The sequence below is a fragment of the Bacillus sp. FSL K6-6540 genome (assembly GCF_038007545.1).
Genome location: NZ_JBBOXH010000001.1, coordinates 1738027 through 1750561, shown reverse-complemented (window position 1 = coordinate 1750561; position 12535 = coordinate 1738027). Strand labels below are relative to the sequence as shown.

At 54.3% G+C, this 12535-nt stretch carries 9 protein-coding genes; 1 reads left to right on the top strand and 8 read right to left on the bottom strand.

What is annotated here, in order from left to right:
- Nucleotides 1-42: 42 nt before the first annotated feature.
- The 3 genes from MHH82_RS07490 to MHH82_RS07480 all read right to left on the bottom strand — a co-directional run bounded on the left by MHH82_RS07490 (nucleotide 43) and on the right by MHH82_RS07480 (nucleotide 2612).
- On the bottom strand, nucleotides 43-675 hold the full coding sequence (locus MHH82_RS07490) for an XTP/dITP diphosphatase (RefSeq protein WP_340964825.1): 633 nt from the start codon (nucleotides 673-675) through the stop codon (nucleotides 43-45).
- A gap of 4 nt (nucleotides 676-679) precedes the next feature.
- Nucleotides 680-1438, bottom strand: coding sequence for a ribonuclease PH (rph, locus tag MHH82_RS07485; RefSeq protein WP_015733982.1), 759 nt, complete (start codon nucleotides 1436-1438; stop codon nucleotides 680-682).
- 115 nt (nucleotides 1439-1553) lie between these two features.
- The gene (locus MHH82_RS07480) at nucleotides 1554-2612 is read right to left on the bottom strand and encodes a GerMN domain-containing protein (RefSeq protein ID WP_015733981.1); all 1059 of its coding nucleotides are present in this window, start codon (nucleotides 2610-2612) and stop codon (nucleotides 1554-1556) included.
- A gap of 166 nt (nucleotides 2613-2778) precedes the next feature.
- Between MHH82_RS07480 and MHH82_RS07475 the strand changes: the two genes are divergently transcribed.
- Nucleotides 2779-3342 (top strand): phosphatidylglycerophosphatase A family protein, encoded by a 564-nt coding sequence (locus tag MHH82_RS07475; protein WP_015733980.1) that lies wholly within the window; start codon nucleotides 2779-2781, stop codon nucleotides 3340-3342.
- A gap of 366 nt (nucleotides 3343-3708) precedes the next feature.
- Here the strand turns inward: MHH82_RS07475 and MHH82_RS07470 are convergent, their stop codons facing one another.
- The 5 genes from MHH82_RS07470 to MHH82_RS07450 form a co-directional block, all read right to left on the bottom strand.
- Nucleotides 3709-6153, bottom strand: coding sequence for a glycogen/starch/alpha-glucan phosphorylase (locus MHH82_RS07470; RefSeq protein WP_340964817.1), 2445 nt, complete (start codon nucleotides 6151-6153; stop codon nucleotides 3709-3711).
- A 37-nt stretch (nucleotides 6154-6190) separates the two neighbouring features.
- The gene (glgD, locus tag MHH82_RS07465; protein ID WP_340964814.1) at nucleotides 6191-7294 is read right to left on the bottom strand and encodes a glucose-1-phosphate adenylyltransferase subunit GlgD; all 1104 of its coding nucleotides are present in this window, start codon (nucleotides 7292-7294) and stop codon (nucleotides 6191-6193) included.
- Between the two features lie 13 nt (nucleotides 7295-7307).
- Nucleotides 7308-8489, bottom strand: coding sequence for a glucose-1-phosphate adenylyltransferase (locus tag MHH82_RS07460; protein ID WP_090910470.1), 1182 nt, complete (start codon nucleotides 8487-8489; stop codon nucleotides 7308-7310).
- A 441-nt stretch (nucleotides 8490-8930) separates the two neighbouring features.
- The gene (locus MHH82_RS07455; RefSeq protein WP_340964809.1) at nucleotides 8931-9953 is read right to left on the bottom strand and encodes an MBL fold metallo-hydrolase; all 1023 of its coding nucleotides are present in this window, start codon (nucleotides 9951-9953) and stop codon (nucleotides 8931-8933) included.
- Between the two features lie 598 nt (nucleotides 9954-10551).
- On the bottom strand, nucleotides 10552-12279 hold the full coding sequence (locus MHH82_RS07450; protein ID WP_015733975.1) for a proline--tRNA ligase: 1728 nt from the start codon (nucleotides 12277-12279) through the stop codon (nucleotides 10552-10554).
- Nucleotides 12280-12535: the final 256 nt, after the last annotated feature.

The window sequence follows — 12535 nt, the reverse complement described above, 5'->3', positions numbered from 1 at the left end:
CCATACCGGCACATGCCGGTATGGTTTTTCGCGAATGGTATATCAATTAAGCGCCTGCAGGTCCGCTACAAGCTTTCGCAGCGCTTTTCCCCTGTGGCTGATCTCCTGCTTCTCCTCCAGGGAAAGCTCGGCCATCGTCTTCTCATGGCTTGGCAAATAGAAGAGCGGGTCATACCCAAAACCGCCCGCTCCGGCAGGATCCGAAGTGATCCAGCCTTCAACGTTCCCCTCCGCCTCGAGCTTTTCTCCCGAGACCGGATCATACAGCACCAGAACGCAGACGAACCGGGCCGGACTTAGCAGGGGCTGCTCGGTGTCCTCGCCGAGCCTTAACCGTTCGAGCTCGCCGAGCAGCTTCTCGTTATTGTCCTCGTCCGCGCCATGCTCACCCGCATACCTAGCGGAATAAACGCCGGGCGCGCCGTTCAGCGCATCCACGCACAATCCGGAATCATCGGCCAGCACAGGCAATCCCAGTGCGTCACCGACTTCCTTGGCTTTTTTGAATGCATTGGCTGCGAAGGTTGCTCCATCCTCAACGACATCAGGCAGATCAGGGTAATCGTACATGCTCTTTACATCCGTGCCGAAAGCAGCAAAAGCATGCGCGAATTCCTTGACTTTCCCCTGATTGCGTGTAACTACAATGAGTGTATCTCCAAGTGTCAGTTTCATGGGATCAGACTCCGGTGCTCGCATTCACGGAACCGATCTTGGCCGCAATCGGGCCAAGCGCCTCCTGCTGACGCTCGATAAGCTCGCGGATCCCCTGTTCTCCCAGCTCCAGGATTTGATCCAGCTCCTCGCGGGAAAACGGGCTCTCTTCGCCGGTTCCCTGAACCTCAACGAATTTGCCGCTTCCGGTCATGACCAAGTTCATGTCCACCTTCGCCTTGGAATCCTCTTCATAGTTCAGATCCAGCAGCGCCTGTCCGCCGGCAATGCCCACGCTAATGGATGCCAGGTAGTCCGTGATCGGGAATACCGCTAATTTATGTTGTTCTGCAATTTTATTTACAGCTATGGCTAAAGCTACAAATGCTCCTGTAATGGAGGTGGTCCGCGTTCCGCCATCCGCCTGGATTACATCGCAGTCCAGCGTAATCGTCCGCTCGCCAAGAGCATGCAGATTCACAACAGACCTGAGCGCTCTGCCGATCAGCCGTTGAATTTCCATCGTCCGGCCACTGAGTTTACCGCGATTGGCTTCCCGTTGGTTGCGGGATTGTGTTGCGCGCGGCAGCATTGAATATTCAGCCGTCACCCAGCCCTTTCCTTGTCCTTTCAGAAACGGGGGAACTTTCTCGTCCACGGTTGCCGTAATCAGCACCTTGGTGTCCCCCATCTCGATGTACACGGAGCCTTCCGCATATTTATTCACATGGGTCGATAAATTCATCGGTCGGAGCTCATCGCTCTTACGTCCGTTAGATCTCATGTTTTCTGCCTCCTACTTCTTATCGCAATCCTGATTAGCATTCCCTATTCTACCAAAGTGCAGGCACAAAAGCACCTTTTGCGGGGGAAATTTCCCAAAGATGGCGGAGAATCGGTCAGATCGAGATTTCGTTGATGAACTCCGGACGGCTGACGGGCTCGCTATAATTTCGGCTATCCGTTCCAACCACCTCCGTGAGATCGTTCATCCGGATTTTCACTTTGGCATCATCCGCATTCTCGGCTACGGTAAGCACGACGGCCTGCAGCAGCTCGGTCGGAACCTGCTCTCCCTGTTCAAACATGCTGTCCTGAAGCGATACGGTTACGGCTCCGTCCTCCCCTTTTTCAACCGCCGCAACAGTGGTGTCATCCGGGATGACCTCAACAAGTCCGTCGCCATACTGCGGTCCGCGAATCAGCTCGTTTAAGGCCGCCTTCACTGCGTCTTGTCCGGTTGGAACAAGTCTTGTGACCGGCACGTAGTACTGAATGCCTTCCGGCGTCACCGATGAGAAATAGACCGTGACCGGTGAAGAGTTCGTGTACAAGGCATCATCCGCTTTTTGAAGATTGATTCCCATCGAACGTGAAAGCGGACGGTCCAGCGGCATGTGATTGACCGGCATTTCCGTCAGCTTGACGCCGTCCACCCATACCTGCATCTGCTCGATGCCTTCATGTCCTGTCAGCGTCCACGTCAACGCCTCCAGGATTCTCCGTTCATCTGCCGCTTTATATTCCGCAAATGATTTATTGAATTCGACGACCGCCAATTTGCTCTCCGGATCGACTGTCACGTTATGGACCTGCGTACCGGCAGGCAATACTGCCTGGAAGCCCTGTGGAACATAGCCCGCGTAACGGCCTCCGTTCACCAGCACTTCAAGGGATTCCTTCACCACGCTGGCGCCCTCCACCTTCGGAATGCCCAAGGTTACAGGTGCCAGCATCCCCCGTGCATCCGCAAGATATACCGTTGTCTGCATGCCAATGTCTCCTTGAGCCGCCGTGGATCCGGCCGTGTTCAGCATCTGCTTCTCCACTTGCGCAGGCGGCGGGTCAATCGCTTCCGATTGCTTCCCGGATAACATGCCGCAGCCGGACATCACGATCGGAACAGCAAGCAGCCCGGCGGCGGAAAGCCTGCGAAGAGTTCGTTGATTACGTTTCATGTATTGTTCCTCCCTAACATTTTTTTGTACAGGTTGTACTCCTATGTATACGAGCCCTTTCCAAAAAAATAACTCTCAGTTTTGCCCTTTCTGGACAAAGGGGTGCGGAAAAAGTACAATCGTCGTAAGCATCTTCATCAACCACGAAAATGAGGTGAGTTCCATCATGGCAGAAAACGATTCAAACATTCCATACAGCCTGAACAGCAAGAAGGTAGCGGAAGCGACACGGAGCCTGCTGCATAAGCGTGGAATCAAGTTGGAGGAAATCGCGGAGCTGGTGATGATCCTTCAGAAAAAATACTACCCGAATTTGACGATGGAAGAGTGCATCGAGAATGTGGATGCCGTACTCAGCAAACGTGAAGTGCAAAACGCGGTGTTAACCGGCATTCAATTGGACATTTTGGCCGAGGAAGGCAATCTCATATCCCCGCTTCAAGAAATGCTCGCCAATGACGAAGGGTTATACGGCGTGGATGAAGTCCTGGCATTTTCCATCGTTAACGTGTACGGAAGCATCGGCTTCACCAATTACGGGTATATCGACAAACTCAAACCCGGCATTCTTGAGCAATTGAATGATAAATCAAGCGGCCGCGTACATACCTTTCTCGACGACATCGTCGGCGCGGTTGCCGCAGCCGCCAGCAGCCGGATCGCCCATCGCAAGCAAGCGGACCGGGAGATCGAGCTGTACGGTACGACCGAAGAGCTTCCAAAAGAATAAACCACTTCAAAAAGGGAGATTCGCTCAGCGTGCGAATCTCCCTTTTCCAGCCTGCCGGAAGATTGCGGCTTATCCGCAACCGCAACCTACCATTTTCGAACCGACGGGCTGATTTCAAAGAATCATAGACGATAGCAGGTAGAAACGCAGCCGGGATTCGGACCCGAAGGCTGAGTTTCTTCCTTTATAAGAAGGCTGATCACCGCTATGAAAAATCGGGCTGCCCTTCACATAAATCGGTAAATTTATGTCGTCATTTTTGCGAGTCTCGATCATATGCTATATGAAGAACAATCCAATAGAGCACCTATGGAAAGCCCCGCCATTTCCATGGCGGGGTTCTTTTTTGAGCATCGATATCGTTGACTATCCCTTCAGGCCAACCTTCACAGGCGAAACATTCCAGATGTCGGATGCATAACGGTGAATCGTATTATCGCTCGAGAAATGTCCCGAGTGCGCGATATTGACGATCGACTTCTCGGTCCAGGACCAGGCATTCAAATAAGCATCATCAATGGCCGACTGGGTTGCGACATAACTGGCAAAGTCCTCTAACACAAAAAACTCGTCATTATGGTCCAGCAGAGACTGCAGGATCTGCCCAAACTCCAGCTCGTGGCAGCAGAACGGGCCTGAGGAAATCAACTGATTCAGCACGCGGGCGATCCTCGGGTCCTGCTCATACCGCTCCCTGGATACGTAGGCCCCCGTCCTGTAATACGCTAACACGTCCTCCAGCTCCAATCCGAAGAGGAACATATTCTCTCTGCCGAGCAGCTCGAACATTTCCACGTTAGCCCCATCCAGCGTTCCGATGGTCAACGCGCCGTTCATCATGAACTTCATGTTTCCCGTGCCGGAGGCTTCCTTGCCGGCCGTGGAAATCTGCTCGCTTACATCGGCTGCCGGAATAATTTTCTCCGCGAGTGAGACCGAATAATTTTCAAGAAACAGCACCTGAAGTTTGTCATTGACCTGCGGATCCTTATTCACGACATCCGCAACGACGTTAATGAGTTTGATGATGCTTTTGGCCAGATAGTAACCCGGTGCTGCCTTCGCGCCAAAAATGACGGTACGGGGAACGCGATCCATGCCCGGCTGATCCTTAATCTCGTTATACACATGCATGACGCGTAAAATATTCAGCAATTGCCGCTTATAGCCGTGCAGCCGCTTCACGTGCACATCGAATATGGAATCGGGATTGACTGCGATCCCTTGTTTATTCGCGATATAATCGGCAAGCCGCTCTTTATTGCTCCGTTTGATCCGCTGAATGCCCTGCTGGAAGGCGGAGTCGTTCTTCAGTTCCTTGAGCTGCATTAACTGACGCGGATCCGTAATCCATGAATCGCCGATACCATCGCAGATCCATTGACTCAGGCCGGGGTTGCTATGCATCAGCCAGCGCCGATGGGTAATCCCGTTCGTTTTGTTGCTGAAACGCTCCGGATACAGCTCATAGAATGGTTTCATGACCTGCTCCTTCAGCAGCTCCGTGTGCAGCGCCGCCACGCCGTTCACGTGATAGCTGCCCACGATCGCCAAATTGGCCATGCGGATCTGGTCGCTTTCCAAGATGGCGAGCTGGGAGATGCGCTCATGATCGCCAGGATAACGGTCCAGCAGCATGCCGCAGAAACGCTTGTTGATCTCTTCGATCATCATGTAAATGCGCGGCAGCAGCTCACGGACCATGCCGGCAGGCCATTTCTCCAACGCTTCGCTAAGCAGCGTGTGGTTCGTATAGGATACGGTCCGGCTCGTAATGTCCCACGCCTCTTCCCAGCCCAAGCCCTTGTCGTCGATCAGAATTCGCATCAGCTCCGGAATCACCAAGGTCGGGTGGGTATCATTGATATGAATGGCAACGTGTTCGGGAAGCTCATGATAGGTTTTGCCCAGCTTGTCGAACGTTCTGAGAATGCTCTGAACGCCGGCCGAACAGAGGAAGTACTGCTGCTTGAGGCGAAGGAGCTTGCCTTCGTATGCCGAATCATCCGGATACAAAAACTCCGATATCGATTCAACCGAACGGTTGTATTCCAAAAATTTATAATAGCTGTTATGATGGTGGGCCGAACGGATTCTGGATATATCCGAGGCGGACTCGGCGCTCCACAGCCGCAGCGTGTTCACCTGCCCCTCGCCGTAACCGATGACCGGCACGTCGTAAGGCACGGCCAGGACCCGTTCGTAGTCCGCCGCGTGAAACACGGTCCGCCCCTCCTGCACGTCCACCTCCACGCGGCCCCAGAAGCGCACTTCCACCGCCTTGTCTGCCCGACGTTCTTCCCAGACGTTCCCCCGCTGGAGCCAGTTGTCCGGCAGCTCCACTTGATGGCCGTCGATAATCTTCTGTTCAAACAAGCCGTACTTATACCGGATGCCGCAGCCATGGCCTGCATAGCTGAGCGATGCTAACGAATCAAGAAAACACGCGGCAAGGCGTCCGAGCCCCCCGTTGCCGAGGCCCGCGTCCGGTTCCTGTTCCTCGATCTCATTCAAATTCCATCCCAGTTCCAGAAGGCCGCTCCGGACCATATCCAGCACGCCCAGGTTCAGCAGATTGTTGCCCATCAGCCGGCCGATCAAAAATTCCAGAGAGAAATAATACACCTGCTTCTGCCCGGTATCCCGGTATATCCGGTTGGCATCGGCCCATTCCCGTCCGACATATTCCCGGATCATGCCGCCGATGATTTTGTAAACATCCTCAGCCGTTGCTTCCTCAAGTCCCTTCCCCAACCGACTCACCAATTGCTCCGTAAAGACCTGCTTGAATGTTTCCTTGTTGTTAAACAAAAGAAAGTTCCTCCTGACGGATCGTTTTATTTTAGGATCAGATCGAAATGTCCTTGGCAATGACAAAAGGTTTGCGAAAATCGCCTTGGAGCTTATGATCGCGAGAGATGATCACATCTTTATCGAGTATGACGTTCTCGAGCCTTACGTTTTCGCCGATGACGCATTTTTGCATAATGATGGAGTTATGGATGCTTGCGCCCCGCTTCACCTGTACCCCGCGGAACAGAATGCTGTTCTTCACTTCCCCGTCGATCTGGCAGCCGTTGGCAACCAGCGCATTGCTTACATCGGCCGAATTCAGGTATTTGGCGGGAACCTCGTACTTGATCTTGGTGTGGACCGCCTGCTTGCGGAACAAGCTGTTATACGCCTTCGGATTCAGGAGGTTCATGCTCGTACGGTAATAGCTTTCCAGCGAGTTGATCACCGCGTGATATCCGAGATATTCATATCCCGCAATGTTCAGCTTGTGCCGGTTTTGCATGATCGCGTCCCGAAAAAAGTTGTTGCCGCCATGGGCGATGCAATAATCGGCCATCTCGAGAAAGCGCGATTTCTCCATCACGAACATCTCCATGTATACCGCATCATGCTTGTGTTCATAATGAATGTCCGTGACCATGCCGTCCTCGTCAACTTCCAGGCGGGCGCAGGAACGATGCTCCTCCCTCGGTGCATTCACCCTGGTATACACGAGCGTTACGTCGGCGCCTTGCTCCAGATGGTACTCGTACACCTCGTTCAAGTCCACCGTGCTGATATGCTGGCTGCCGGAATGCACGATAAACCTCGCCGCTCCCCGCTCAAAAAAATCGAGATTGTTATAAATATGCCGCAGCTCGCCGGCGGACACATCCGTTTCATCGTTCCAATCCGGCGGAAGTATGAACAGGCCGCCCCTTTTGCGATGCATATCCCACGGCCGGCCTTCGCCCAGATGATCCATCAAGGAGCGATATTTCCTGCGAACGAACAGGGCGATATCCTCAATGCCCGCGTGCATCATATTGGACATCACAAAGTCGATCAGACGGTACCTTCCCGCGAAAGGGACGGCGGCCCCGCACCGGTAATACGTCAATTCACTCAGCACATCCCGTTCATGCTCCAAATTTATAATACCCATGAGTTCTCTCATCTGCGCACCCGTCCTAACCTTGATTATTGTGGGACGAAGACGATTGAAGCAGCTTCAGGACGTCTTCATCATGACCGCTTACAAGCACAATCTGGGATGGATCTTCCGGCGGCGGACCGATCCGGGCATGATCTTGAATGACCATGTCCTCGGTCACGATCGCCCGGTGTATGCGAACATGGCTGCCGATGCGTACCTTGGGCATGATGACGGAATCGGTAATGACGCTTCCTTCCCCCACCTCCACGCCATAAAAGAGGACCGAATGCTCGACCTCGCCGCACACGGTGCAGCCTTCGTTGATCATGCTGTTCCGGACGATGCCGTTCGGAGAAATATACTCTGCCGGCTGATTCGGATTTCGGGTGTAAATGCGCCACAGCGGATCGTTCAGATCCAGCTTGGGCTGCTCGCTCAGCAGATCCATATTGGCTTCCCACAAGCTCTCGATGGTGCCGACGTCCTTCCAGTACCCTTCGAACGGATAAGCATACAACGTTTTGCCGTCCGCGAGCATCCTCGGCAGAATGTCGTTGCCGAAATCATGGCTCGTATCCGGAAGGTCCGCATTCTGCAGTAAATAAGAACGCAGCAGCTTCCAGCGAAAAAGATAAACGCCCATGGAAGCCGTTGTGCTCTTCGGATGCGCCGGCTTCTCCTCGAACTCGAAAATCCGGTAGTTCTCATCCGTGTTCACCATGCCGAACCGTTTCGCTTCGTCCAGGCTTACTTCGATGACGGAGATGGTGCAATCGGCATCTTTCTCCTTGTGGTAAGCCAGCATGCGGTCGTAATCCATCTTATAGATGTGATCACCCGACAAAATCAAAACGTGCTCGGGATCGTACTGGTCGATAAACTTGAGATTCCGGAAGATCGCATCCGCCGTCCCGCGGTACCAGGTCGTCCCGTCCTCGCGTTCATGCGGCGGGAGCACGAAAACGCCCCCATTCAGCCGATCCATATCCCAATCGCTTCCTACGCCAATGTAGGAATGCAGAACCAGAGGCTCATACTGGGTGAGTACCCCGACCGTGTCGATTCCCGAATGGGAGCAGTTACTCAGCGGAAAATCAATGATCCGGTATGTACCCCCAAAATAAACGGCCGGTTTGGCCAGCGTCTTGGTCAGGCCCTTCAGCCGTTTGCCTTGACCTCCTGCGAGCAGCATCGCGACTACTTCTTTTTTCTTCATGACAGATTCTCCTTTGAGGGGCTTAATGAGATACGAATCCTATAACATGAAAATTGCAGAGTGAACCAAGGGAACGCTTCGATACGAAAAATGGCGGGTGGATCATGGTGATCAGTGTTAAAGAAAAAAGCGCTTGAGGGAATGCCTTGCCAAACAGCAAAGGTACATCAACTATATGCGGGGTAGAGAGAAACTCTGACTCGAATGAGGGAAGGCCCCCCATCTTGGGTATCACCTGCCTTCTCTTCTCTAAAAAAAGGTCGTGGCGACACTTGCCAGGCATCCTGATCGCGGCCGTTACGCCAGCAGCCTAAGGGCCACTTCAAAATATCGGATGCTCCATTATGTAGCCTTCTGAATCTATTAAACAAAAAACCGCCCTTTCTACGCATGATGGAAGCCAACGTACAATTAGACGGTTTTATTCATGTCTTGATTATATCAGGAATGCGGCGGTTTCCGTACAGAAAAATAGCACATTCCGTCCCCGGTTTCGATCATCGCGGCGTCTCCGCGCCGGGCCAGCTCGGCGAGATGGGCCAGCGCTTCGCACATGGCGAAGCGCAGCTGATGGATGCCGAGCTTATCGCCGAAGAGGTCGGTGCAGACCTCGTAGGCGGTGAGCCGTCCGGCAGCGCTCAGCATGCCGGCGATGGTGGTCAGGCGCTCCTCGTGATGGAGGAGGAGCGCGTCGATCCGTTCACGGAAATGCGTGAACGGGTGGCGGTGTCCGGGATACGCCGTCCGGACATGCAGCTCCCGCAGGCGGCGCAGCCCTGCAAGGAAGAGCGCCAGCGGCTCGGCGTCGCTGCCGGGCACCAGGCTCACGTTAGGCGAGATTTGCGGCAGCACGGCATCGCCACATAACAGGACGCCGCTGTCCGCATGGAAGAATGACAGATGCCCCGGAGCATGGCCGGCCGTTTGCACCGGCATCCAGATCCGGTTCCCCATCCGGAACGGCAGGTCCTCCCCGATGAACGAGATCTCCGGCTGCGGCGTGACTTGGGGAAAGAAGCTGTTCAGATGCTCCTTCAGCAGGGCAAGCTTGGTTTCCGGCATGCCATGCTGCCGAAAGAACGCGGGGAGCGCACGATCCATCGAGGAATCCGCTCCCCACATCAGCATCGCTTCCCGATGAGCCCGCTCTGACATCCACACCTTCGCGCCCGAACGTTCCTGAAACCACCCGGCAAGCCCGTAGTGGTCCGGGTGATGATGGGTCAGCACGACGGAGACGATGTCGCTGAAATCCATCTCCAGCTGCTCCATCGCCGCCAGCCATTCCCGCTCCGAGGAAGCCGTGCGCGGCCCCGGATCGATGACGGTCACCCCGTCATCTCCCCGCAGCACATAGCTGTTCACCCATCGTAACGGGTTGGACAGTGTAATTTTCACCTGACTGAGCTGATGCTCTTCTATATAATGAATATCCGGGCTGGAGCCCTTCTCTTCCTGATTCATCGTAGATGCAACCTCCGTCCGCAGTATGACTTATTATCCGACTCCTTCATCATAAGCTTGTAATCGGGATATGTATAGAAGGCTGCGGTGGTTTGTTTGCGGGGGCTATCGGTAATCAGTGCCTTTGAATGATAGATTGCTAGGGTGCCGCATTATGAATTGAGTGAGCTAGTATGTTCCAATAATGGACGCTACACGTACGTATCGTTCCTCCAATCGCTGTTGCCCCCGGATTTTTCTTACTGTATATATCTATTGTAAAAATCCGATGGCAAAGGCGACCGCTGCCGCTTTTCCGGAATCGATTCGTCCGCTCCGCTGCTTCGTGCTTGTTCATCATAAAGCGTTAAACATCTGGCAGGCTGTGTCATTCACGTAATCATATAAGCCCATGCACATATTCCCCTTCTAACAAAACAAGAAGGCAACCTCAAAAAACAATTTGAGTTGCCTTCCCTCCTACTGACTTGCACGGTGTCCACTACATTTTCAAGCTATTCTAATATCCGATATAGGTTCTATCCGTTGGGCGTAATGTTCCTTCACATCATCTCCAACTTCATGAATACTCGCCTCATACTGAGAGGCTCCATTGCATTCACTTCAGCTGACGGACTGCCTCCTCGCGGGAACGCTGGATTGCTTCCTCGGCAGGCATGCTAATCTTGATTCCATCCTCGCCCATCCATTCAACCTCCCCCGAAGCCGCACCGCGCCCGACGATGATGCGCAGCGGAGCGCCCGCAAGGTCGGCATCCTTAAACTTGACCCCGGCCCGTTCGTCCCGGTCGTCCAAAAGAGGCTCAAGACCAGCACCGCTCAGCTCGCGGTAGATGTGCTCGGCCAGTTGCATCTGGGTCTCATCCTTCACCGCAACCGGGATGATGTGGACCCTGAACGGAGCGACGGACATCGGCCAGACCAATCGCTCATCCGAGATACGCTGCTCGGCGATGGCGGCCATGACGCGGGAAACGCCGATACCGTAGCATCCCATGATCAGAGGTTTTTCCCGGCCGTCGGCATCCAGGTACTTGCCGTTCATGGCGTCACTATATTTGGTTCCCAGCTTAAAAACATGCCCGAGCTCAATCCCGCGATGAAACTGCAGCGGTGCTCCACAGCGCGGGCAAGGCTCTCCTTCCGTCACATTCCGGAAATCGCCGACGTACTCCAGCGAGAAATCAAGTCCCGGGCGGACCCCCTTCAGATGGGTGTCCTCCAGGTTCGCACCGGTAATGCCCTCCGCCATGGCGGCCACTTCATGATCGACCATGATCTTTAGGCGTAAGCCAACCGGTCCTGCAAACCCGACAGGTGCCCCTGTCGCCTGTTTGACCTCTTCGGCACTCGCCATTTCCGCAGCTTCTGCTCCCAAGTAGGACTTCACCTTGGTCTCGTTCGTTTCCCGGTCGCCGCGGACAAGCACTGCAACCAGTTCCCCGTCCACGCGGTAAATCAGCGTCTTCATCAATTGCTCCGCACCGACCTGGAGGTAATCCGTCAGTTCCTGAATGCTCTTCACACCAGGAGTGAATATGCGCTCCATAGCTGAGCTGCCGCCGGTTTTTACGGAATCCCTCATAGCAGCAGGCTCTCCCGGAGCCGCAGACTCCGCACGTTCCAAATTCGCCGCATAACGGCAATCGCTGCAGGATACAACGGTATCCTCCCCTATGTCGGCCAGCGCCATAAACTCATGGGTCTCCCCTTGTCCGCCAATCGCGCCGGCATCGGCTTCCACCGCCCGGAACATCAGACCGCAGCGGCTAAAGATCCGCTCATACGCGTCATACATGTTCCGGTAGGACGCGTCCAGTCCCTCCCAGTCCCGATCGAAGGAATACGCATCCTTCATCAGGAATTCCCGGCCCCGGAGCAGGCCAAAACGAGGGCGTCGCTCGTCCCGGTATTTGCTCTGAATCTGATACAGGTTGACCGGCAGCTTCCGGTACGAGGAAATCTCCTGGCGTACGATGGACGTAATCACTTCTTCATGGGTTGGTCCAAGCACGAATTCACGGTCATGGCGGTCATAGAGCCTGATCAGCTCCGCGCCGTATACGTCGTATCTGCCCGATTCCTTCCACAGCTCGGCGGGCTGGACAGCGGGCATAAGAAGCTCCTGCCCGCCTGCAGCATCCATTTCCTGCCGGATGATCGTTTCGATCTTCCGCAAGACCCGCCAGCCCAGCGGCAGGTATGAATAGATTCCTGCCGCCGTTTGACGGATATAGCCGCCGCGGAGCATCCATTGATGGCTCAGTGCTTCCGCCTCGGACGGCACATCGCGCATCGTGGTCATCAATAATTGGCTTTGCCGCATCTTCCTCATACTCCTTCTTATACCCATGAATGAACCTGCCCCAACGCAAAAAGAGCACATTCGCTCCTAGGGACGAATGTGCTCGTGGTACCACCCTGATTCCATCTTGCAGACCGTCTGGACGCTCATAGCAAGATGCTTCATGCGGCGGTAACGGGCCAAACCGGCGCCGCTTGGTTAAGGCGGGCAACTACAAGGTAGGAAGAATGCAGCCTGGCGGGGAGAAGCCTTTCAGCCGGGGGCTTCCTCTCTGTCT

Coding starts and splice junctions, on each gene's coding strand:
- MHH82_RS07490 (WP_340964825.1), bottom strand. CDS start 675: ATGAAACTGACACTTGGAGATACACTCATTGTAGTTACACGCAATCAG.
- rph (WP_015733982.1), bottom strand. CDS start 1,438: ATGAGATCTAACGGACGTAAGAGCGATGAGCTCCGACCGATGAATTTA.
- MHH82_RS07480 (WP_015733981.1), bottom strand. CDS start 2,612: ATGAAACGTAATCAACGAACTCTTCGCAGGCTTTCCGCCGCCGGGCTG.
- MHH82_RS07475 (WP_015733980.1), top strand. CDS start 2,779: ATGGCAGAAAACGATTCAAACATTCCATACAGCCTGAACAGCAAGAAG.
- glgD (WP_340964814.1), bottom strand. CDS start 7,294: ATGAGAGAACTCATGGGTATTATAAATTTGGAGCATGAACGGGATGTG.
- MHH82_RS07460 (WP_090910470.1), bottom strand. CDS start 8,489: ATGAAGAAAAAAGAAGTAGTCGCGATGCTGCTCGCAGGAGGTCAAGGC.
- MHH82_RS07455 (WP_340964809.1), bottom strand. CDS start 9,953: ATGAATCAGGAAGAGAAGGGCTCCAGCCCGGATATTCATTATATAGAA.
- MHH82_RS07450 (WP_015733975.1), bottom strand. CDS start 12,279: ATGCGGCAAAGCCAATTATTGATGACCACGATGCGCGATGTGCCGTCC.